Genomic DNA, 21,552 nt, shown 5'->3' on the forward strand with positions numbered 1-21,552 from the left:
ATGCGACTAACAGGGCGGACCGCGATCGTGACCGGCGCCGGCTCCGGCATCGGCCGGGCCAGCGCAGTGCTGTTTGCGAAACAAGGCGCCTTTGTTGCGCTGGTCGATCGTGACCGCGCAGGCTTGCAGGAGACGCTGGCGGCGATCGACGGCGCGAAGGGCGAAGCATCGCTCCACGTCGGTGATGTCGGCGAGGCCGATTTTGCGAAAGATACCGTGGGCGATGTCATGGCGCGGCGCGGCCGCCTTGATGTGCTGATGGCTGCTGCCGGCTTTTCCTGCGGGGGGACGGTGCTGACCACCGATCCCGCCGATTGGGATGCGGTGTTCCGCACCAATGTTGGCGGCACCTGGCTTTGGTCGCGCGCCGCGGTGCCCGAGATGCAGCGGCAGGGCCGCGGCTCGATCATTACGCTCGCATCGCAACTAGCAATCGCCGGCGGCAAGGGCAACAGCGCCTATATCGCCGCGAAGGGCGCGATCATCAGCCTGACCCGGACAATGGCGCTCGACTTCGCGACCGACGGCATCCGCGTCAATGCGATTGCGCCGGGTGCCATCGACACGCCGATGCTGCGGCGTAGTTTTGCCCGTCATGCCGACCCCGAGCCGGTGCGCGAAGCGTCGCGCAACCGCCATGCCATGAAACGGTTTGGCAAGGCGGAGGAGGTGGCCGAGGCCGCACTCCATCTCGCCAGCGATGCGTCGTCCTTTACGACCGGTACCGTAATGGTGGTCGATGGCGGTTGGCTCGCGGCATGAACAGCCCCGTTACCGCTCTCGAAGCCCAGGTTCGCGCCGATCTTGCCAAGACCGCGCATCCGGATGCCACGTGGCTTACGCCCAGGCTCGGGCCGGACGACAGGCCGGCGCTGGACGTGCTCGTAGTCGGCGCCGGGCAATCGGGTCTCGCGACGGCGTTTGGGCTGATGCGCTCGCAAGTGAGCAACATCCTCGTGCTCGACAAGTCCGAGGAGGGAAAGGAAGGGCCGTGGCTCACCTATGCCCGCATGCATACGCTGCGCAGTCCGAAGCATTTCACCGGGCCCGATCTTGATATTCCGAGCCTCACCTACCAGTCCTGGCACGAGGCGCGCTTCGGCGAGGAGGATTGGCGGAATCTCGACCTGATTTCGCGCGAGCTTTGGGCGGAATATCTGCTCTGGTTCAGGCGCGTCCTGGACCTGCCGGTGCGCAATGGTTGCGAGGTCATCGAAATCTCGCCCGCGGCCGGTGGATTGCTCGCGGCCAGGGTGCAGACCGCTGATGGCGTCGACATTGTCTTTGCGCGCAAGATTGTGCTGGCGACGGGGCAGGAGGGCATGGGCGACTGGACTATTCCGGAGCCTCTGCGCCATCTGCCGACTTCAGTGTGCGTGCACGCAGCGCAGCCGATCGACTTCGCGCGCTTGCGCGACAAACAGGTTGCGGTGATCGGCGCCGGCGCCTCGGCCTTCGACAATGCTGCGACGGCACTGGAGGCAGGCGCGGCCGAGGTGGATCTGTTCTGCCGCAGGGCGGAGATCCAGGTGATCCAGCCCTACCGTTGGCTCACCTTCCGCGGCTTCCTTCGACATTTTTGCGATCTGGACGATGCCTGGCGCTGGCGCTTCATGCGCGCCGTTTTGGAAATGCGGGAAGGTTTTCCGCAGGCGACCTACGATCGCTGTGCCCGTCATCCCAATTTTCAGCTACAAGAGGGCGCGCCGATCGACGCTGCCCGGGAGACGGCCAGCGGCGTCGAATTGCAGACGCCAAGGGGCACGTTCGCAGCCGACTTCGTGATTTGCGGCACAGGGATCGACATGAATTTTGCAGGCCGGCCCGAGCTGCGAAACTGCGCCGCCAACATTGCGACCTGGACCGATCGCTACCAGCCGCCGCCGGACGAGCGCAGCCTGCGGCTCGGTCGCTTTCCCTATCTCGCTGACGACTATGCGCTGATGGAGCGCGCCGCCGGTGAAACACCCTGGATTGCGGACATTCATGTCTTCGCGATTGCTTCCACCATGAGCTTCGGTGCTTCGGGCTCATCGATCAATGCGATGACCACAGCGGTGCCGAAGCTGGTGCATGGGTTGACACGCGGCCTGTTTCGCGCGGACATCGAACGGCACTGGGCTTCGTTCAAGGCGTATGACGTACCGCAGGCCGTCGTCGAGCGGCAAACGCGGGCTGCAGGCGAGGAACGGTGAACGGTTTTCGATGACGCTGCGAAGCTTGGCTCATACCTACTATGCTGGTGCCTTTGGCGGGGCCGGTTGGCATATCCCTTGCTTTAAGTTGATGTTCTCATTCAGAAAATACACTTGGCAAAACAGGGAATAAGTCCGATGAGCGTTACAGGATCCAGGCGTCTGCTTTCGGTGGTTGCCTTCATCGCGGTTTCACTGGCCGCCGGATCGGTGCAGGCGCAAACGCGCTCCGAAACGTTACGCTACGTGACCGGTGCATCCGTCAATACGCTTGATCCGAATATTCCGGGGTCGACCCGCGAAGCCTTTGCGGTGAGTCTCAGCACCTACGACCGGCTGGTTTCCTTCGGCCGCAAACAACTCAACGGCAAATGGGTGTTTGATCTCGGCAAGATCACCGGGGAGCTGGCGGAATCCTATGAAGTCAGCCCGGACGGGTTGAAGATGACATTTCGCCTGCGCAAGGACGCCAAGTTCCAGGACGGCACGCCGGTGACGGCGGAAGACGTCAAATGGTCGCTTGACCGGGTCGTCACGGCGCCGGTCCTTGGCAAGGCACAGCTTCTCACGGGATCGATGACATCGGCCGACCAGTTCAAGGTGATCGATCCCCTGACCATCGAGGTGACGCTGCCGAAGCCGGACAAGCTTGCCTTGCCCAATCTCGCCACCGTCTATCCGATCATCATCAACTCCAAGGTCGCCAAGGAACATGCGACAGCAGACGATCCCTGGGCGACAGCCTGGCTGAAGGAGCACACCGCCGGCAGCGGGGCCTATCAGATCGAGAGCTTCAAGCCCGGCGAGCAGGTCATCATGACCCGCAACGCGGCATGGAATCGCGGCACAGTCGACAAGTCGGCGTTCTTCAAGCGCGTCATCGTGCAGTCGGTGCCGGAGCCGGCGACACGCGCCAACCTGGTCGAGCGTGGCGATGCCGATCTCGTCATCGATCTGCAGGCGAGCGACGTGCAGTCGCTCGAGGCCAAGGGCAAGCTGAAGGTGATCTCGACGCCCCAATACAATGCCGTCACCTTCGTTTCGATGAACAACCAGATCCCGCCGTTCGACAACGTCAATGTGCGTCGCGCCGTCGCCTTTGCGTTGCCCTATGACGACATGTTCAAGGCCGCATTGTTCGGCCGCGGTTCGCCGTTGTTCGGCGCGACATGGGCGGATGGCAAACCATCGAGCGGTGCCTATCCAATCCCGCAGCCGGTGAAGCTCGACCTCGAGAAGGCCAAGGAGTATCTGAAGGCGGCAGGCATGCCCGACGGCTTCTCGACCACGTTCAGCTTCAACGTCGGCCAGGCCTCGACCGCCGAACCGATGGCCGCCTTGGTGAAGGAATCGCTGGCCAAGATCGGCATCAAGGTTGACATCCAGAAGCTGCCGGACGCGCAGATGTCGACGCAGATCAATGAGAAGAAGCTTCCCTTCTTCACCGAGGGCATCGTCGCCTGGCTGCCGTCGACCGACTACTTCTACCGCAACTTCTACACCGGCAATCAGCGCTGGAATTACTCGTCGATCAACAATCCGGAATTGGTGGAGATCGCGCAGAAAGCCCGTTTTGAGTCCGATGCGGCCAAGTATGAGGAATACGGCATAAAGCTCAACGCCATCCATTTCAGCGAGATACCGCAGATACCGCTCTGGCAGCCCAGCCAGGACGCCGTGATGGCGCCCTCGGTCGACGGCTACACCTACCAGTTCCACCGCCAGGTCGATTATCGCGATCTCAATCGCAAGTAACCGGTAGGTCCGATGGCTGCCCTTGGAGCAACGGTGGTACGGGCGGGCAGGCGCTTCCTGTCCTCGCTGCCGGCGCTCTTTGGCGTGCTCGTCTTCACCTTCCTCTTGATGCGGGTGCTGCCGGGCGATCCTGCGGTGTTCTTCGCTTCCGGGCCGAATGCCGGCAAGGAGGAGATTGAGGTTATCCGCAAGCAGATGGGCCTCAACAAGCCGGTGCCGGAACAACTGATGCTGTATCTCTATGATGTCGGCAGCGGCAATCTCGGCCGATCGATGATGACCGGGCAGCTGGTCACGAAAGATCTCCGCGAGCGGCTGCCTGCATCGCTGGAACTCACCTTCACGGCGCTGCTGATCGCGTTGGTGTCGGCGGTGCCGCTCGGCGTGCTGGCGGCACTCAGGCCGGGCTCCGTCATCGATCACGGCGTGCGGTTTTTCTGCGCGCTCGGCGTCTGCGTACCGACGTTCGTTTCGGGCCTGCTGCTGATCTATGTCTTCTATTATCTGCTCGGGCTGGCGCCCGACCCGACCGGCCGGGTCGATATCTTTGCGTCACTGCCGCCAAGGCGGACCGGCTTCCTGCTGGTCGACTTCCTGCTCGCAGGCGATTTCGATGGATGGTGGGCCGCGTTCAGGCAGCTGGTCCTGCCGGCGCTGAGCATGGCGCTGTTCGTGGTGGCGCCGCTGGCGCGCATCACGCGGGCCTCGATGTTGGTCTCGCTGGGTAGCGATTTCGTGCGCACCGCGCGTTCCGTGGGCCTTCCCTGGTGGCGGGTCGTCGTCACCTATGCGCTAAGGAATGCCATCCTGCCGGTCATCACCATCGCTGGCATCGTGTTCTCGACCATGCTCGGCGCCAATGTCCTGGTGGAGAAGGTGTTCTCCTGGCCGGGCGTCGCCTCTTACGCGCTCGATGCGTTGCTGTCTTCCGACTACGCGCCGGTACAGGGTTTTGTGCTGTTGATGGCCACCGTGTTCGTGATCGTCAATCTCTTGGTGGATATCCTTTACGGCATCGCCGATCCACGGGTGACAATCGGATGACCTCAGCGACGCTTCGTCATGCCGGCTGGATTCTGCGCGGCAACCCGCTCACCGCCGTTGCCGCTGCCGGCGTCTTCCTGCTCACGCTGATTGCGATTTTCGGGCCGTGGATCGTGCCGTATGATCCGATCGTCTCGAACGTGTCGCAGGCCCTGATGCCGCCGAGTGCGGCGCACATCGCCGGCACCGATCAGCTCGGCCGCGACGTGTTCAGCCGCCTTATCGTCGCGGCACGGCTCGATCTCGCCATCGCCATCTCGGCGGTCGGAATCTCCTTTGCCATCGGCGCCGTCATCGGCGCGATCTGTGGCTACACCGGTGGCCGGCTCGACCGCGGCGTCGGCCGCTTCGTCGACGTCGTGATGGCCTTTCCGCTTTTCGTGCTGGCCATGGCGATGGTCGCCGCACTCGGCAACCGGGTCGAGAACATCGTCATCGCGACCGCCATCATCAATCTGCCATTCTACATCCGCTTTGCACGGGCGGAGGTGAATGTCCGTCGTAATGTCGGCTGGGTGGAAGCGGCGCGCGCCTGCGGCGACAGCCACCTCTCGGTCGTGCTGCGCTTCCTGCTGCCGAACGTGCTGCCGGCGATGGCGGTGCAAATCTCGCTCAACCTCGGCTGGGCAATCCTCAACGCTGCCGGACTTTCCTTTATCGGCCTCGGCGTCAAACCGCCGACGCCGGAATGGGGCATCATGGTTGCGGAAGGCGCGCGCTTCATTTCCACCGGCAAATGGTGGCTGGTCGCCTTTCCGGGCCTGGCGTTGATGCTGACGGTGCTGTGCTTCAACCTGCTCGGCGACGGGGTGCGCGATATTCTCGACCCCCGCATGCGAACATGACCCCATCGCTGCTGGCCTTAAGCGACCTCCACGTCACTTTCTCGACCCGGCGTGGCCTTGTCGAGGCGGTACGTGGCGTCACGCTGTCGCTCGGCGAGGGCGAGATGCTCGGCCTCGTCGGCGAGAGCGGCTCGGGCAAGTCCGTCACCGGTTTTGCGATCACGCGGCTGCTCGATACGGCCGGGCGGATCACGGCGGGCGACATCCGGTTTCGCGGGCAGGACATCACGCGGATATCGGGGAGTGATTTCCGCCATCTGCACGGCGCGGCGATGGCGATGATCTTCCAGAACCCGCGTGCAGCGCTCAATCCGATCCGTGCCGTCGGGGACCAGATCGCCGATGCAATTACGGCCCATAAGCGAATGCCCCGCGATCAAGCGCGCGCACAGGCGCTGGAATTGCTGCGCGCCGTGCAAATCCGCGACCCCGAAAAACGGATGGCCGCTTACCCGCACGAACTCTCGGGCGGCATGTGCCAGCGCGTGATGATTGCCATGGCGATCTAGCTCTTGATCGCCGACGAGCCGACCACCGGCCTCGACGTCACGACGCAGAAGGTCGTGATGGACCTTCTGACCGGGATTGCGGCCGAGCGCGGCATGGCGACCATCCTGATCACCCATGATCTCGGTCTCGCCGCCCGCTACTGTCGCCGCGTCGTGGTGATGGAGCAGGGCCGGCTGGTCGAGGAGGCCAAGCCGAAGACTCTGTTTCGCGCGCCACAGCACCCCTACACCAGGCGTCTGGTGGCGGCTTCGCCCACAGCGAGTTCGCGGATCGCGGATTTGGTGCCGGAAGAGGAGAGGCGGCGGCACGTTGCGATGCCCGTCGCGCCCCGGCCGCAGCGCGCACCGGGCACGCCGCCGCTGCTGGAGGTGCAGAAACTCGCAAAGCGGTTCGATCAGGGCGCCGCGGCGGTGGCAGACTTTTCCATGATGATCAGCGCCGGCGAGAGCGTCGGTCTGGTCGGTGAATCCGGTTCCGGCAAGAGCACGACGTCGCGCATCATCTGCCGGCTGATCGATCCGAGCGAGGGGGAGATCGCGTTCGAGGGACAGTCGATCGGCCATATCCCGGCGCGCGATTTTCACCGGTCACCGTTTCGCAAGGATATCCAGATCGTCTTTCAGGATCCGAACGACAGCCTCAACCCGCGCTTCACCGCCTTTGACTGCATCGCCCATCCGCTGCTGCGGCTTGGCGGCATGCGCCCCGGCGACGCCTTGCGGCAGCGGGTGGAGGAGTGCGCGCAGCGCGTGGGACTGGGGATCGAATTGCTGACGCGGTTCCCGCATCAGCTTTCGGGCGGCCAGAAGGCCCGTGTCGGCATCGCCCGCGCCATCGCCTGCCGGCCGCGCCTATTGGTGCTGGACGAGCCGACGGCGGCGCTCGACGTCTCGGTGCAGGCGGTGGTGCTGCAACTGCTCGACCGGTTGCGGCGTGAGGATGACTTGGCCTTCCTCTTTGTCAGCCACGACCTCAACGTCGTTCGCATGATGTGCGATCGGACCATCGTCCTGCAAAACGGCCGCATCGTCGAACAGGGCGAAAGCCGGGCGATGTTCGACAATCCGAAGACCGCTTACACACGCGAGCTGGTCGAAGCCGTGCCGCATATCGAGCTGGAACTGGCTGCATCCGCGGCCGATCCTCTGTCCTGAAGTTTGCGTCTGTTCACGTGCCGTCGACCGATAGGGTCGGGGTCAAATTATGGATAGGCATGCTGCCACATTGAGCAGGCCGCGATTTCCATTGGTCGTCCTTAAACGCGAGTGCCACGCCGGTGCCAACAAAAGAGGCGTGAGCGTCTGCCACCGGCGCGGGATTTTCCGCAGCCCTGATGCAACGAGAATTAATTGGATGCGCCTAGACCATTCCCTTGCCGGCGTCCGACCCATGACGTCGTTGTCGCGCCTGCAGCACGAGAATGACGATCAGCGCCGAGAAGATGACGACAAAGGATACGGCGCTCGTCAACGTTCCAAGCGCATAGATATCCGGCTTCGTCACGGTCGTCGTCAGGCCCTGCAACTCAAGCGGCAAGGTGTTGACGGATCCGATCGCCTGGCTGGAGCGCGCGAGTTCGTCCCAGGACAAGGTAAAGCCGAACAGACCAATGCCCACGACGGACGGCAATATGATTGGCAGCACCACATGGCGAAATGTCTGCCATGGTGTTGCACCGAGGTCGCGCGCCGCCTCTTCAAGCCGGCCATCGAACCGGTTGAAAATCGCAAACATGATCAAAAGGCCAAACGGCAAGGTCCAGGTAAGGTGCGCACCAAGGCCTGAGGTAAAAAGCCCCATTGCCGTCGTCCAGCCCTCGGCGCCGCTTTTGATGATGAAGTCATCAAGCAGCCGGAATTCCAGTGCGATGCCGAGCGAAGTGATGATCGACGGCATGATCAGGCTTGCGATGGCGACATAAAACAGGAAGGTCGCGCCGCGGAACGATTTGCGAAAGGCCATGCCGGCCGAAACCGAAAGCACGACCGTCAGGATCATGACGACGAGGCCGAGCTTGAGTGACCGCTTGAAGGCCGCACCGATGTCGACGATGCCGGCCCCGGCGAACACCTTGCTGAACCAAACCAGCGAAACGCCGTTCATTGGAAAGGTCAGGCCGCCGTCGGGACCCTGGAACGAGAGGATATAGATCGCAATCATCGGTCCGTAAAGAAACAGCACATAGGCAGCGAAGAACGCTGCCAGAACATAAAAGGATCGCGACCGCTTGTCGCCCATCTCACAGCTCCTTGCGTATATCGACGATCCGCGTCAGCGCCGAAATGATCATGATCGTGATGCCGAGCAGGATGACGGCGTTGGCTGCGGCTGCGGGAAATTGCAACGCATTGAGGCGCGACTCGATGATCTTGCCTGCGGAAGCGATTTGTTGGCCGCCCATCACGCCGATCGTGACAAAATCACCCATGACGATCGTGATCACAAAAATTGAACCAATCACGATCCCCGGTTTTGCCAGGGGAATGACGATATTGACCAAGGTCTGCCAGCCGGTGGCTCCGGCATCATAGGCGGCTTCGATCAGCCGCTTGTCGATCCGGATCATTGAATTGAAGATCGGCACCACCGTGAAAAATGTGAAGAGGTGAACGAGGGCCAGGACGACGGAAAACTCGGAGAACAGCAGCCATTCGAGCGGCTGCTGGATCAGCCCCGCGCCCTGGAGGCCCTTGTTCACCAGTCCATTGCGGCCGAGAAGCGGAATCCACGCAATCATGCGGATCACATTCGAGGTCCAGAACGGAATGGTGCAAAGCAGGGAGAGCACGATCTGCCAGGTCTTGGATCGGACGTGGAACGCGAGAAAATAGGCAACGGTGAAACCGATCAGAAGTGTCAGGCCCCAGGTCAGCAGACACAGTTTCAACGTCTTCAGGTAGGTTTTCAGGATCGTGCACAGGCCCGGCAGCTCGGCGATGCATCCCTCGAACGTATCAGTGTAGCCGCGCAGACTAAAGGCGGGAAGCATCTCATATTCATTGTAGTCCCACGCGCTAACGATCGTCACAAATACCAGCGGCAACAGAAAAAACAGCGCGAAGACCAGCATCATCGGCGCGGCCTGGAGCCACGCAACGAAGGATTTTCGGTCTTGAACCATTGAAAGGCCGATCTCTATCAAGCCGAAGCAGGACTAGCCGGCGCGTTGCCCGGCTAGTCCCTGGATGTCATCAAGCGGCGATGAATTCATTCCACTTGCGCACCATGTAATCGTTCTCGTCCATGACGGCGTTCCAGCAGGCAACGCCGCCCATGCGGTCGTCATAGGATCCCCCGTCACGCTTGGCGCCGGCTTTCTCGAGAATGGTGCCGTCGGGCGCCTTGATATCGCCGACAGCGGCCTTGCCTTCCATCCAGTAGCCCCATTCGTCCGCCGTCATGTTGGCCTTGGCGGTGGACAGGACAGCCGAATAATAGCCTTGGCGATTGAGATAGGCGCCTGCCCAGCCCGACAGATATCAGTTCACGAATTCATAGGCCCAGTCGAGCTTGGGTCCCGAAACCGCCTTCGACACGCAGAACCCCGACGCCCACGAGCGATAGCCTTCCTTGAGCGGTTGGAACGTGCAGGCGATTCCCATCGAGCGCACCTTGGTGACCGCGGGCGACCACATTGACTGGATGACGGTCTCGCCTGACGCCATCAGGTTGACGGATTCGTTGAAATCCTTCCAGAAGGCGCGGAACTGACCGGCCTTCTTGGCTTCCGTCATGATCTTCATGGTCAGATCAATCTCGGCCTTGGTCATGTTGCCCTTGTCGACATACTTATGCTGGCCGGTGGCCTCCACCACCATCGCGGCATCCATGATGCCGATCGACGGGATGTTGAGGATCGACGCCTTGCCCTTGAATTCGGGGTTGAGCAGTTCGCTCCAGGATGAAATTGGCCGCTTGATCAGATCCGGCCGGATGCCGAGCGTATCAGCATTGTAGACCGTCGGGATCAGCGTCACGAATTCGGTTGGCGTGGTCGAAAACTTCTTGGAATTCGCTCCCTCAAGGTAAAGCACCTTCCACGGTGCGGAGCCCTGGTCGCCGATCTTCTTGCCGTTGGGCAACTGACCCTTGGTGAAGACCGGGGTGATATTGTCGAATTCCTTGATCTTCTTGCTATCGAGCGCAAAAATATTTCCCGAAGGCACCAGCTTCTTGAGCGAGAAGTATTCGGTATCGAGCACGTCGAACGAATTCGGCTGGGTGATGACACGCTTGGTCACATCGTCGGTCGTTACGGTTATGTACTCTATTTTGATGCCGGTATCTGCCAGGCATTTCTTCGATATCTCGTCTCCCGCGTTCACCGCGGTCCCGAGGTAACGCAACACTTTCGGGTCCGCCGAGTGGACATAAGGAAACCCGGTGATGGCGCCCGAACCTGCCGCGAGGCCTACTGCTCCAGCCGCGCCCTTCAGCACAGCGCGACGGCTGACGCCATTATTGGATTTCGAGGATTTGCTCATGATAATCTCCCTAAGGTGTCAAGCCGCCTTTTCAGGTGACGGGACGGTTACAGAACTGCTTGTCTTCAGTGGGCTTGCCTGCGCCGGGTCCCAGGTGGCGAGAACGCGCTCGCCGACGGCGTAGCTGGCCGCGTCAAACTGGATGTCCGTGAGTTGGGCCGAGATGTCGGCTCCGCCGTCGGCGACAATTGCGACGCGGATATAGGTCCCCTGGTATTCGACCTCGCTGACGGTTCCTGCCATCGACGGACCGTTGACGGCTTCGCCTGGTCTTCTCAGCTTGAGGCGATCTTCGCGAACGGCAAAAATCTCGTCGCCGATGGCGATGACGTTGTGGCCGCCGATGAATTTCGCCGTGAACTCGGTTTTGGGGTGATTGAAGATTTCACGCGGCGAACCCTGCTGTTCGATCCGGCCGCCATTCATCAGAACCACGATATCCGCCAGCGCCATCGCCTCGTCCTGGCCGTGCGTCACATGGATGAAGGAAATCCCAAGTTCGCGCTGCAGCTTTTTCAACTCGGCTCTCATCCGCAGCCGCAGAAACGGATCGAGCGCCGAAAGGGGCTCGTCCAGGAGCAGGATCTGAGGAGAGGTAATCAGGGCGCGTGCGAGCGCCACGCGTTGCTGCTGGCCTCCGGAAAGCTGCGCAGGCAGTCTTGCCGCATAAGCCTGCATATCGACGAGTTCCAACAGCTTTTTGGCTTCGGCATGGCGTTTGGCTTTGACAATGCCCTTCATCTTCAAGGCAAAGGCAACGTTGTCGATGACGGAAAGATGCGGGAACAGGGCATAAGACTGGAACATCATCGCGGTGTTTCGTTCGGCCGGTGGCAGGTCCGTCACATTCTTCGGCCCGACAAGGATGTCGCCGGATGTCGCCGATTCGTGGCCGGCCACCATGCGCAGCGTGGAGGTTTTGCCGCAGCCGGACGGCCCAAGCAGGCAACAATAGGAGCCGGCGGGAATCTTGAGGTTGATGGCGTCAACGGCGGTTACAGCGCCGTACTTCTTCGTCAATTGCACCAGTTCGAGCGCCGCCGTGGTCGTCATCCGCACCATTCCGCATTGTCTTGCCGAGGACCCCGGGCGACCTAGGCTCCCGGAACGCTATCCGAAATCAGATGCAACAGATGTGCCAAAAAATGCGCCAGATACGCCAGAAAGTCAGCAAATTCCGATTGGGTTGCATTCGGGTTGCATGGCTGCGATCCAGGGTGGACGTGACGCAGCGGCGATTTGCTCTGCGGCCGCCATTTTCCTCGACTTAAGCAATTGAGGCGATGTTGAAAAACGGCGCTTTCACCACAAAGGCTCTGATGCGATCAAAAGATTTCCGCGCCCGCGGGGGCCGGCAGCCATTGTGGCTCACAATGTGCTTCTCCAGCCCGAAGACATCCGAGGGCAGAGCATGCGTACAACATCGGTCGACGTCGTTCGCATTGCCACCAAAAGCCCCGGTGATGTCTCCGGCCTGCTGAGCTTGATCGAGCGCGGAAAAATCGATCCAAAGTCGATCCTCGCGATACTGGGCAAAACCGAGGGCAACGGCGGCGTCAACGATTTCACGCGGGAATACGCCGTTTCCGCTCTCAGCGCTGCCCTGGCGCCCTATGTCGATCTGCCACCGCACCGCGTGGAGCAGCGGATCGCGTTCGTGATGTCGGGCGGTACAGAAGGTGTGCTTAGTCCGCATATCACCGTCTTCACGCGTGACGGTGCCGCTGATCGCGGTCCCCAAGGCATTTCCGGGAAGCGCCTCAGCATTGGGATGGCGCACACGCGGAATTTTTTGCCCGAGGAGATCGGGCGCGACGTGCAGATTGGAGAAACGGCAAAGGCGGTGTTGGTCGCCATGGCCGACGCCGCCATCGTCGATCCACAGGACGTCCATTTTGTGCAAATCAAGTGTCCGCTTTTGACGAGCGACCGCATCGAAACGGCGATAGCCCGTGGGAACAAGACCGTCACAAACAGCGCATACGGTTCGATGGCGTATTCGCGTGGCGCATCGGCGCTCGGCGTAGCGGTCGCGCTTGGCGAGATCGAGGACGATATTGACGATGCGGACGTTCTTCGCAGGTTCGATCTGTTTTCGTCGGTGGCGTCCACGTCGGCTGGTATCGAGCTGATGCATAATGTCGTCATCGTCCTGGGCAATTCGACATCGTCGGCTGCCCCGTTCGAGATCGGACACGCCGTGATGCGCGACGCCATCGATTCCATGGCTGTGATCGATGCGTTGAAAAGCGTGGGACTGCGCATGGAAGACGGCTCCGCGCCGATAGCGAGCCGCCAACTCGTCAACATCTTCGCCAAGGCGGAAGCCTCGCCAAACGGCAGCGTCCGCGGATTTCGTCATACCATGCTCGAGGATACGGATATCAGCTCCACCCGGCACGCCCGCGCCGCTGTCGGCGGATTGATCGCCGGTTTGTCAGGAACCGGCGCCGTCTATGTTTCCGGTGGCGCCGAGCATCAGGGGCCGCCTGGCGGCGGCCCCGTAGCAGCAATCGTCCGGCTGTTTGACGACTGAATGTCCTTACTTGGTGCCGAACATTCGGTCTCCAGCGTCCCCCAAGCCAGGCAGGATATAGCCGTGATCATTTAGCTTCTCGTCGACAGCGGCAGTCCAGACCGGAACGTCGGGATGTTCCTTCTGAAATTGCGCAATCCCTTCGGGGGCCGCGAGCAGGCAGACAAACCTGATGTCGCGGGCGCCCCGCGATTTGAGCAGGGCGACCGCGGCGCAAGCTGAATTTCCTGTCGCAAGCATCGGATCCACCAGAACCACCGTGCGATCCGACAAATCGTGCGGGGCCTTGAAGAAATATTCTACGGCCTGAAGTGTGTCGGGATCCCGATAGAGGCCGATATGCGCGACGCGCGCGGACGGAACGAGCGCCAGCATACCGTCGAGAAACCCGACGCCCGCCCGCAATATTGGCGCGAGTGTGAGTTTCTTGCCCGCGATTTTTGGCGCCATCATCGGAGCGAGCGGCGTATCGATGTTGACCATCTCCAAAGGCAAGTCCCGGGTGACCTCATAACAGAGAAGCATACCTATCTCATTCAGAAGCTCGCGAAAGCCTTTGGTGGAGCGACCTTTCTCGCGCATCAGCGAGAGTTTGTGCTGGATCAAAGGATGGCTGACGAGGTTTACGATTTTGGTAGTCATAAGATCGGCGCCCGGGACGTACTCTTGGAAATCGGGAATGAGATTGATCTGCCCCATTCTCATAGAACTATCGAGGTGGCTCGATGCCACCAACTGGTCAATCTCGCCCAAGATCGCTCCGCAGGCAAGCTCAACACGCCGAAGGGCTCTCTAGAGGGGGCGGGCGTGTGCATGATATGTGCGCCGAGAGATCAAAGAAAATCTGGAGACAACCAGTGTGGGCAGATTGAACCAAGCACACTGTGGCTTCAGCGGCTGGCCATCGACGCTGTGTGCGTTGCCCCTGCGGCCTCCGGGATCAAAGTCGTGACCTCGTCGGGATGCGAGATCAGTGACAGGTGGCTTGCCTTCATTTCACCGCGGCCGGCGTGGTCTTACCGGTGGGGAGAGCTTGCTGGAATGATTTTGTTGAACCGCACCGAGCAATTTCGCCTTCGCTCCCGGCAACTCGCATGCAAAATCACGCAAGAATGCCGCCTTGCTCAGGCGCCCTTTGACCCGGCTGTGCAGTGAGATCGACGACAAGGTTCGCGGTTGGCACAGCGCCTCCCGATGTGGGAATCGCGCGGATGTCGCGCTCAACACTTTTGATCCGCTGATCCCGATCGGTGCCCCTCCCAAAGGCAGTGGATGGTACAAACCCTCAGAAATGAGTTGCGTACCTCAGAGGGCCTCTGCTAGAGCTGGGGGCCATGAAGGAGCAGGAAGCGCCGCTCACATTGAGGGACATCGCGCGCCAGGCGGGGGTCAGTCTCGCAACCGTCGATCGTGTCCTTCACAATCGCGCCGGCGTGCGACCGGACACCGCCCGCCGCGTGAGGGAGGCGATCGAGCGGAACGCATTCCGACCCCATGTCGCTGCGGCGGAATTGGCCCGCGGGCGAGCACGGCGCTTCGCCTTTGTGATGCCGTCGGGGCCGAATCTGTTCATGCAGCAGATCCAGTCCTATCTCGGCGAGATGTCGACCTGGCTTTCGGCCCGTCGCCTTGCAATCGAGATGGTCGCTACCGACGTGTTCGATCCTGCCGTTCTCGCGGCTACCCTTGAATCCCTCGCCGGCGACTTCGATGGTGTGGCGGTCGTAGCCCTCGATCATCCGAGCGTCCGTGCCGCCATCAACGATCTCGTCGATGGCGGCACCAAGGTCGTGACGCTGGTGTCCGACGTGCCGTCTTCGCGCCGCCATCACTATGTCGGCATCGACAACATCGCCGCCGGGCGCACCGCCGGCACGCTGGTCGGGCGGCTGGTCGGCCCTCGTCAGGGGAAGGTCGCCATCGTCGCCGGTTCGCAAGGCTTGCGTGACCACGCCGAACGTATCTTTGGCTTCAATCAGGTGATGGCCTCCGAATTTTCGCAACTGGATGTGTTGCCCGTTCTCGAGGGGCGGGACGCGGATGAACGTTCGGAACACCTCATGATGAGGTTGCTGAGCAGTCATCCTGACATTGTCGGCCTCTATAATGTCGGCGCCGGAACGCCCGGCGTTGCCAAGGCGCTCATCGAATCCGGACGGGAAAAGCAGGTGGTTTTCGTCGGACATGACGTGACTGTCGTGACGCGCAAGCTGCTCCTGCAGGGTGTGATCGATGCGGCCATCTCGCAGAACCCCGGGCATGAGGCGCGGGCGGCCGTTCGCGTGCTGCTCGCGCTCGCCCGAGGTGAGCCGATCTTGAGTGAACAGGAGAATATCCGGATCGACATCGTGATGAGGGACAATCTGCCGTAAGGCGCACCACCACAAGGCGGTTCTGAGCGGCAGACCGAGTTCGAAAAGCCGGCACTTTTGCGGGAAGGGCGACGCAGTTCGCACGCCGCGTGAGAGCCGAAAGGGAGGAACGCTCGTGTATCTGGGAATGGACATCGGCACGTCCAGTGTGAAGGCCGTGCTCGCGAATGACGCTGGCGCGATCGTCGCGACGGCTTCCCGCGAGCTTGCGCTGTCGCATCCTGCGCCGCTCTGGTCCGAGCAGGATCCGGATGCCTGGGTCGACGCGGCGATCGATGCGGTCGACGATCTCGCTGCCGCGCGTCCTCGCGAAACCGCGCAGGTTCGCGGCGTTGGACTTGCCGGCCAGATGCATGGCGCCACGCTGCTCGGTGCCGGCGGTCAGCCGCTGCGCCCGGCCATTCTCTGGAATGACGGCCGTTCACATGCCGAGTGCGCTGAGCTCGAACGGCGGTGCCCCTCGCTGCACGCGATCTCCGGGAATCTTGCGATGGCGGGCTTCACCGCTCCCAAGCTCGTCTGGGTGGCGCGGCACGAACCGGATGTCTTCGCGCGAGTAGCCCACGTTCTTCTGCCCAAGGCCTATGTCCGCTACCGCTTGACCGGCGAGATGGTCGAGGACATGTCGGATGCGGCCGGAACGCTCTGGCTCGACGTCGGTCGGCGCTGCTGGTCCGAGACGATCCTGGAAGCGACGGGGCTCGGTCTCCACCACATGCCGCGACTGGTCGAAGGCAGCCAGCCATGTGCAGTTCTATCTCCCGACTTCGCGCGGCGTTGGGGCATGGCACCCGGCGTGGTGGTCGCCGGCGGCGCCGGCGATAACGCAGCCAGTGCGATCGGACTCGGCGCCATTGCGCCTGGCGATGCCTTCCTGTCGCTCGGGACTTCGGGTGTGCTGTTCCGCGTCACGGAGCGGTTTGCGCCGGCACCTCGCTCGGCGGTCCACGCCTTCTGCCACGCGCTTCCCGGCCTGTGGCACCAGATGGGCGTGATGTTGTCGGCCGCCGCCTCGCTTGGCTGGCTTGCTCGCATTCTGGCAACGCCTGAATCCGAATTGCTCGCCCCGCTCGGCGAGGCCGTCGAACGGCCGAGCCCGGTGCAATTTCTGCCCTATCTCGACGGCGAGCGCACGCCGCACAATGATGCCACTGCTGCCGGCGCCTTCGTTGGTCTGCGCAGCGCGACCGGACGCGATGACATCGTTCAGGCGGTGCTCGAAGGTGTGGCCTTCGCGGTGCGCGACAATCTCGCTGCGATGGGCGGCTCCAGTCCTGCGATTGCGCAGGTCGATCTCGTGGGCGGCGGCTCGCGCTCGGCGCTATGGGCGCAGATCATCGCCGACGTGCTCGGCATTCCGGTCCACCGCGTCGAGGAGGGCGACGTCGGTGCCGCGCTCGGAGCAGCGCGGCTCGGCCGGCTGGCTGCCACCCGAGAAGAGCCAGCGAAAGTATGCACCCGTCCGCGCCGGCTCGCGAGCTTCGTGCCGCACGCTTCGACGATGGCCGCCTACGATGAAGCCTATCGGCAGTGGCGAAAACTTTATCCCGCGCTCAAGGAGTTGTCCGCGTGAACGCATCAACGAACTTCTTCGCAACCACCGAGCCGGTCGCCTATGGCGGCCCGAAGACGGACAAGCCGCTCGCCTTCCGCTGGTATGACAAGGACCGCATCGTCCGCGGCCGGCGGCTCGAGGATCATTTGCGCTTCGCCGTCTGCTACTGGCATTCGTTCGGCTGGATCGGGAGCGATCCATTCGGCGGCGAGACTTTTCTCAGGCCCTGGCACCATGGCGATGATCCGATGGCGCTCGCCCGTGCCAAGGCCGATGTCGCATTCGAGCTGTTCCGCCTGCTCGATGTGCCGTTCTTCACATTCCATGACGCGGACGTTGCGCCGGAAGGCCGGTCGCTTGCCGAGTCGGTCAGGAACCTCAACGTCATTGCCGATCTGTTCGAACAGAAGATGTCGGCGGCCAAAGTGCGCCTGCTCTGGGGGACAGCCAATTTGTTCTCGCACCGCCGCTACATGGCCGGTGCGGCGACCAATCCGGATCCAGAGGTTTTCGTCTACGCTGCAGGGCAGGTGAGGGCGGCGCTCGAGACGACGCACCGGCTTGGCGGCCAGAACTATGTTCTCTGGGGCGGGCGCGAGGGTTACGAGACCCTGCTTAACACCGACATGAGGCAAGAGCTCGACCAGCTCGGTCGCTTCATTTCGCTGGTCGTCGAGCACAAGCACAAGATTGGCTTCGCAGGGCCGATCCTGATCGAGCCCAAACCCAAGGAGCCGACCAAGCACCAGTACGACTTCGACGTCGCCACCTGCTATGGCTTCCTTCAGCGCTACGATCTCTTGAAAGACGTCAAGCTCAACATCGAGCAGAACCATGCCATCCTCGCCGGACATTCGTTCCATCACGAGATCGCGCTGGCCCAGGCGCTCGGCGTGTTCGGCTCGCTCGACATCAACCGCGGCGACGATCTGCTCGGCTGGGATACCGACCAGTTCGCGATGAACGTGCCGGAGCTGGCGCTGGCGTTCCACGACATCCTGAAGGCCGGTGGCTTCACGACGGGCGGTCTCAATTTCGACGCCAAGATCAGGCGGCAATCGATCGATCCGGACGATCTGATCCATGCCCATGTCGGCTCGATGGACGCCTGCGCGCGGGCGTTCCTCGCCGCCGCCGACATGCTCGATGCCGAGGCGCTGACGACGCCGATTGCGGAACGTTACGCCGGATGGACCGATGCTGACGGACGCGCGATCCTCGCTGGCCAGCGTTCGCTTGCCGATCTCGCTGATCGCGCGCTGGCACCCGGTTTCGATCCGCAGCCGCGCTCGGGTCGTCAGGAATATCTGGAATCACTGGTCAACCGGTACGTCTGAGCGAGGCTGAGCATGGAAACCGCAGGTGCAGCCGGGCAACCGGTTCTGGAATTGATGGGGATCGGCAAGGAGTTCGGCGCGATCCGCGCGCTGCACGGCGTCGATCTGCAGGTCTTCCCCGGCGAGGTGGTCGGCTTGATGGGCGACAATGGCGCAGGCAAGTCGACGCTCGTGAAAATCATCGCCGGCAATTTCCGCCCCACCCAAGGCGAGGTCCGCTTCGACGGCAATGCAGTCCATTTCTACCGTCCCATCGATGCCCGTGCGGTCGGGATCGAGGTCGTCTATCAGGACCTGGCGCTTGCCGACAATCTCACGGCGGCGGCCAACGTCTTCCTTGGCCGCGAGCTCAAGCGCAAATTTGGCCCGTTCGCCTTCCTCGATCACAAGGCGATGGCGGCCCGCGCGCTGGAGCTGTTCGGCGAGCTGCGCTCCGAGACCAGACCACATGATCTCGTCAAGCAGATGTCCGGCGGTCAGCGCCAAGCGGTTGCGATCGCACGCACCCGCCTGTCGAACGCCAAGCTCGTGATGATGGACGAGCCGACCGCGGCGATCTCGGTCCGCCAGGTCGAGCAGGTCCTGAGCCTGATCCATCGGCTGAAAGAGCAGGGCGTGGCCGTCATGCTGATCTCCCACCGCATGCCCGACGTCTTCGCGGTCTGCGACCGCGTCGTCGTCATGCGCCGCGGCGAGAAGCGGGCGGATAAGTCGATCCGCGATACCAGCCCCGAGGAAGTCACTGCCCTGATCACCGGCGCGAAGGAGGCTGCGTGATGGCTATGCCGCTGGAATCTCCGATCTCCTTCGCCAATGTCGGCCGCATCAGGTGGTGGCAGCGCGGCATCTTTGCATCCCAAACCGGCTACGTTCTGCTGGCACTGCTGGGGCTGCTGATCGCGATGCATTTTGCGAGCCCCTATTTCTTCACGCAGGGCAACATGCAGAACGTGGCGAAGAACTTTTCCTTCATCGCCATCGCCACCCTCGGCATCACCTTTGTGATCATCACCGGCGGCATCGATCTCTCGGTGGGATCGATGATGTGCTTCTCCGCCATGATCACCTCCATGGTGATGTCGGGCCTGTCGACGCCGGGCATGCCGGGCGCGTTCCTGTTCGTGCATCTGGCTGCCGACGGCAAGACCGTAGTCGCCAATGTACCGGGACTGATCCTGCTTGTCTCGATCCTGGCGGGACTTGTCACCGCGCTGATCGTCGGCCTCGTCAACGGCTTCTGCATCGCGGTGCTCGGGCTGTCGCCCTTTGTGACCACGCTCGGCATGCTCTCGATCGTCCGCGGTCTCGGCTATGTCGTCTCCAACGGGCGCGGCAGCTTTCCAGGCGGACCAGACGCCGACTACTTCTACGCGCTGACATCGGGCGATCTGTTCGGCGTACCGGCGCCGTTCATTTATCTCGTGATCCTCGCGGCGGTAATGGCGATCGTGCTGCACCACACGAGCTTCGGCCGTCACGTCTTCGCGCTCGGCGGCAACGAGAAGGCGGCGGAATTGACCGGCATCCCGGTGGTGCGGGTCAAGATCGAAGTCTACATGATCTGCGCGCTGGCCGCAGGGCTGCAGGGTATCATCATCTCGGGCTGGCTGGGGTCTGCGCCCGCGAACATGGCGACATCCTACGAGCTCAACGTGATTGCAGCGGCGGTCATCGGCGGCGCCAATCTCGCCGGTGGCGTCGGCGGCTCGCTTGGGGCCATCGTCGGCTGCGTGCTGCTTGAGGTGATCCGCAACGGCCTCGTGCTCGCGCAGGTCAGCTCCTACTGGCAGCAGACGCTCGTGGGCGTGATCATCATCCTGGCCGTGCTGGTCGACCGCATCCGCTCACGCATCACTTGAGGTTACTCCGGGAGGGCAACAAACGCGCCGTCTATCCGCCTTCTGGAGCATTCAATTCAAAAGGATAGGCACAAAAGTGGAGGGAACCAATGAGGAAGATACTTCTCGCCGGCATGGCCGTCGCGATGATGGCGACCCCGGCATTCGCCCAGACCTACAAGTTCGTGATCGTGCCCAAGGCGATGAACAATCCGTTCTTCGACGTCGCGCGCGACGGTTGCCTGAAGCGCGCCAAGGAACTCGGTAACGTCGAGTGCATTTACAAGGGGCCGATCGAGCATGAGCCGGCGACGCAGGCGCAGATCATCCAGGATTTCATTACGCAAAAGGTGGATGGCCTTGCGATTTCGGTCGCCGATGTCGCAGCGATGACCAAGTCGATCGAGGCCGCGACCGCGGCCGGTATTCCCGTCATAACCTTCGATGCGGATGCGCCCGGCTCCAAGCGCATTGCCTATATCGGCACCAACAACAAGGACTTCGGCCTCGCGCTCGGCAAGCAATTGCTGCAGCTCAAGCCCGAAGGCGGCAAGTATGCCATCGTCTCCGGTGGTCCCGGCGCCAAGAACCTCGCCGAGCGCGTCGATGGCGTGCGCGAGGCGCTCAAGGGCTCGAAGTGGGTCGAGGTCGCGGGCTCGCCGACCTTCTGCAATGACGATCCTGCGCTCGCGGTCCAGCAGATGGCGGACCTGCGCACCGCGACGCCGGACTTGGGGGCGATCGTGCCGGTTGGCGGCTGGCCGATGTTCGCGCCCGAAGGCTACAAGGCCTTCGTCAACAAGAACAAGAAGGACATCGAGGCCGGCAAGCTGACGCTCGTCGTCGCCGATACGCTGAAGATGCAGCTCGAACTGCTGCGCGACGGCTACTCCAACGCGCTTACCGGACAGCGGCCGTTCGAGATGGGCGAGAAGGCGATGGACGCTCTGCTTGCAATCAAGAAGGGCCAGAAGGTTCCCGAGGTCATTTATACCGGCCTCGACCTCGTGACCAAGGACAACGTCGCTCAGCTGTTGAAGTAGGAACGTTCGCAGCCCCAACGTTCCGGCGCATTCACTCC

General features: G+C 62.1%; 16 protein-coding genes and 3 pseudogenes. 13 read left to right on the forward strand and 6 right to left on the reverse strand.

The window, feature by feature from the left end; translation table 11 throughout:
• From JQ624_RS19340 to JQ624_RS19365, 6 genes and pseudogenes are all read left to right on the forward strand, one after another.
• Complete coding sequence (locus JQ624_RS19340) at positions 1-762, forward strand: SDR family oxidoreductase (protein WP_212420490.1); 762 nt, start codon at positions 1-3, stop codon at positions 760-762.
• Entirely contained in the window at positions 759-2,195 is a 1,437-nt protein-coding gene (locus tag JQ624_RS19345) for an NAD(P)-binding domain-containing protein (protein WP_212420491.1), read from the forward strand. The genes JQ624_RS19340 and JQ624_RS19345 overlap by 4 nt, the downstream gene beginning before the upstream one ends.
• A gap of 138 nt (positions 2,196-2,333) precedes the next feature.
• Complete coding sequence (locus JQ624_RS19350; RefSeq protein ID WP_212420492.1) at positions 2,334-3,950, forward strand: ABC transporter substrate-binding protein; 1,617 nt, start codon at positions 2,334-2,336, stop codon at positions 3,948-3,950.
• Between the two features lie 12 nt (positions 3,951-3,962).
• Positions 3,963-4,994 (forward strand): ABC transporter permease, encoded by a 1,032-nt coding sequence (locus JQ624_RS19355; RefSeq protein ID WP_212420493.1) that lies wholly within the window; start codon positions 3,963-3,965, stop codon positions 4,992-4,994.
• Entirely contained in the window at positions 4,991-5,839 is an 849-nt protein-coding gene (locus JQ624_RS19360; RefSeq protein ID WP_212420494.1) for an ABC transporter permease, read from the forward strand. Before JQ624_RS19355 ends, JQ624_RS19360 begins: the two co-directional genes overlap by 4 nt.
• A pseudogene (locus JQ624_RS19365) lies at positions 5,836-7,503 on the forward strand (ATP-binding cassette domain-containing protein). The gene JQ624_RS19360 and the pseudogene JQ624_RS19365 overlap by 4 nt, the downstream one beginning before the upstream one ends.
• 205 nt (positions 7,504-7,708) lie before the next feature.
• On the opposite strand, the gene JQ624_RS19370 reads toward JQ624_RS19365, so the two are convergent.
• From JQ624_RS19370 to JQ624_RS19385, 4 genes and pseudogenes are all read right to left on the reverse strand, one after another.
• Positions 7,709-8,587, reverse strand: a complete 879-nt coding sequence (locus tag JQ624_RS19370) for an ABC transporter permease (RefSeq protein ID WP_212420495.1) — start codon at positions 8,585-8,587, stop codon at positions 7,709-7,711.
• Between the two features lies 1 nt (position 8,588).
• Positions 8,589-9,470 carry an ABC transporter permease gene (locus JQ624_RS19375; protein WP_249129917.1) on the reverse strand — a complete coding sequence of 294 codons (882 nt, stop codon included), beginning with the start codon at positions 9,468-9,470 and terminating at the stop codon, positions 8,589-8,591.
• 70 nt (positions 9,471-9,540) lie between these two features.
• A pseudogene (locus tag JQ624_RS19380) lies at positions 9,541-10,833 on the reverse strand (PotD/PotF family extracellular solute-binding protein).
• A gap of 18 nt (positions 10,834-10,851) precedes the next feature.
• Complete coding sequence (locus tag JQ624_RS19385) at positions 10,852-11,886, reverse strand: ABC transporter ATP-binding protein (protein ID WP_212420496.1); 1,035 nt, start codon at positions 11,884-11,886, stop codon at positions 10,852-10,854.
• Between the two features lie 358 nt (positions 11,887-12,244).
• Here JQ624_RS19385 and JQ624_RS19390 point away from each other — a divergent pair, with 358 nt between their 5' ends.
• Complete coding sequence (locus tag JQ624_RS19390) at positions 12,245-13,369, forward strand: ring-opening amidohydrolase (protein ID WP_212420497.1); 1,125 nt, start codon at positions 12,245-12,247, stop codon at positions 13,367-13,369.
• Between the two features lie 6 nt (positions 13,370-13,375).
• Here JQ624_RS19390 and upp read toward each other — a convergent pair whose 3' ends face one another.
• Together upp and JQ624_RS38630 are read right to left on the reverse strand one after the other, a co-directional pair.
• Complete coding sequence (gene upp, locus JQ624_RS19395) at positions 13,376-14,011, reverse strand: uracil phosphoribosyltransferase (RefSeq protein WP_212420599.1); 636 nt, start codon at positions 14,009-14,011, stop codon at positions 13,376-13,378.
• A gap of 248 nt (positions 14,012-14,259) precedes the next feature.
• Positions 14,260-14,506 (reverse strand): annotated as a pseudogene (locus JQ624_RS38630) (hypothetical protein); the annotation flags it as partial.
• A gap of 197 nt (positions 14,507-14,703) precedes the next feature.
• Between JQ624_RS38630 and JQ624_RS19400 the strand changes: the two are divergent.
• The 6 genes from JQ624_RS19400 (at position 14,704) to JQ624_RS19425 (ending at position 21,514) form a co-directional block, all read left to right on the forward strand.
• On the forward strand, positions 14,704-15,741 hold the full coding sequence (locus JQ624_RS19400) for a LacI family DNA-binding transcriptional regulator (protein WP_212420498.1): 1,038 nt from the start codon (positions 14,704-14,706) through the stop codon (positions 15,739-15,741).
• Positions 15,742-15,856: 115 nt separating this feature from the next.
• Complete coding sequence (gene xylB / locus JQ624_RS19405) at positions 15,857-17,314, forward strand: xylulokinase (protein ID WP_212420499.1); 1,458 nt, start codon at positions 15,857-15,859, stop codon at positions 17,312-17,314.
• A complete protein-coding gene (xylA, locus tag JQ624_RS19410; protein WP_212420500.1) occupies positions 17,311-18,633 on the forward strand; it encodes a xylose isomerase in 1,323 nt (440 codons plus the stop codon). Before xylB ends, xylA begins: the two co-directional genes overlap by 4 nt.
• Before the next feature lie 12 nt (positions 18,634-18,645).
• The gene (locus tag JQ624_RS19415; protein WP_212420501.1) at positions 18,646-19,410 is read left to right on the forward strand and encodes an ATP-binding cassette domain-containing protein; all 765 of its coding nucleotides are present in this window, start codon (positions 18,646-18,648) and stop codon (positions 19,408-19,410) included.
• Entirely contained in the window at positions 19,410-20,492 is a 1,083-nt protein-coding gene (locus JQ624_RS19420; RefSeq protein ID WP_212420502.1) for an ABC transporter permease, read from the forward strand. The genes JQ624_RS19415 and JQ624_RS19420 overlap by 1 nt, the downstream gene beginning before the upstream one ends.
• Positions 20,493-20,581: 89 nt before the next feature.
• Positions 20,582-21,514 carry a sugar-binding protein gene (locus JQ624_RS19425; protein ID WP_212420503.1) on the forward strand — a complete coding sequence of 311 codons (933 nt, stop codon included), beginning with the start codon at positions 20,582-20,584 and terminating at the stop codon, positions 21,512-21,514.
• The last annotated feature ends 38 nt before the right edge of the window (positions 21,515-21,552 follow it).

Origin of the sequence: Bradyrhizobium sp. AUGA SZCCT0283, assembly GCF_018130385.1 — a bacterium.
Lineage (GTDB): Bacteria > Pseudomonadota > Alphaproteobacteria > Rhizobiales > Xanthobacteraceae > Bradyrhizobium.

Excerpts from the sequence above, each read along its gene's own strand:
- JQ624_RS19340 (WP_212420490.1), top strand. The coding sequence starts at position 1 with ATGCGACTAACAGGGCGGACCGCGATCGTGACCGGCGCCGGCTCCGGC.
- JQ624_RS19345 (WP_212420491.1), top strand. The coding sequence starts at position 759 with ATGAACAGCCCCGTTACCGCTCTCGAAGCCCAGGTTCGCGCCGATCTT.
- JQ624_RS19350 (WP_212420492.1), top strand. The coding sequence starts at position 2,334 with ATGAGCGTTACAGGATCCAGGCGTCTGCTTTCGGTGGTTGCCTTCATC.
- JQ624_RS19355 (WP_212420493.1), top strand. The coding sequence starts at position 3,963 with ATGGCTGCCCTTGGAGCAACGGTGGTACGGGCGGGCAGGCGCTTCCTG.
- JQ624_RS19360 (WP_212420494.1), top strand. The coding sequence starts at position 4,991 with ATGACCTCAGCGACGCTTCGTCATGCCGGCTGGATTCTGCGCGGCAAC.
- JQ624_RS19370 (WP_212420495.1), bottom strand. The coding sequence starts at position 8,587 with ATGGGCGACAAGCGGTCGCGATCCTTTTATGTTCTGGCAGCGTTCTTC.
- JQ624_RS19375 (WP_249129917.1), bottom strand. The coding sequence starts at position 9,470 with ATGGTTCAAGACCGAAAATCCTTCGTTGCGTGGCTCCAGGCCGCGCCG.
- JQ624_RS19385 (WP_212420496.1), bottom strand. The coding sequence starts at position 11,886 with ATGACGACCACGGCGGCGCTCGAACTGGTGCAATTGACGAAGAAGTAC.
- JQ624_RS19390 (WP_212420497.1), top strand. The coding sequence starts at position 12,245 with ATGCGTACAACATCGGTCGACGTCGTTCGCATTGCCACCAAAAGCCCC.
- upp (WP_212420599.1), bottom strand. The coding sequence starts at position 14,011 with ATGACTACCAAAATCGTAAACCTCGTCAGCCATCCTTTGATCCAGCAC.
- JQ624_RS19400 (WP_212420498.1), top strand. The coding sequence starts at position 14,704 with ATGAAGGAGCAGGAAGCGCCGCTCACATTGAGGGACATCGCGCGCCAG.
- JQ624_RS19415 (WP_212420501.1), top strand. The coding sequence starts at position 18,646 with ATGGAAACCGCAGGTGCAGCCGGGCAACCGGTTCTGGAATTGATGGGG.
- JQ624_RS19420 (WP_212420502.1), top strand. The coding sequence starts at position 19,410 with ATGGCTATGCCGCTGGAATCTCCGATCTCCTTCGCCAATGTCGGCCGC.
- JQ624_RS19425 (WP_212420503.1), top strand. The coding sequence starts at position 20,582 with ATGAGGAAGATACTTCTCGCCGGCATGGCCGTCGCGATGATGGCGACC.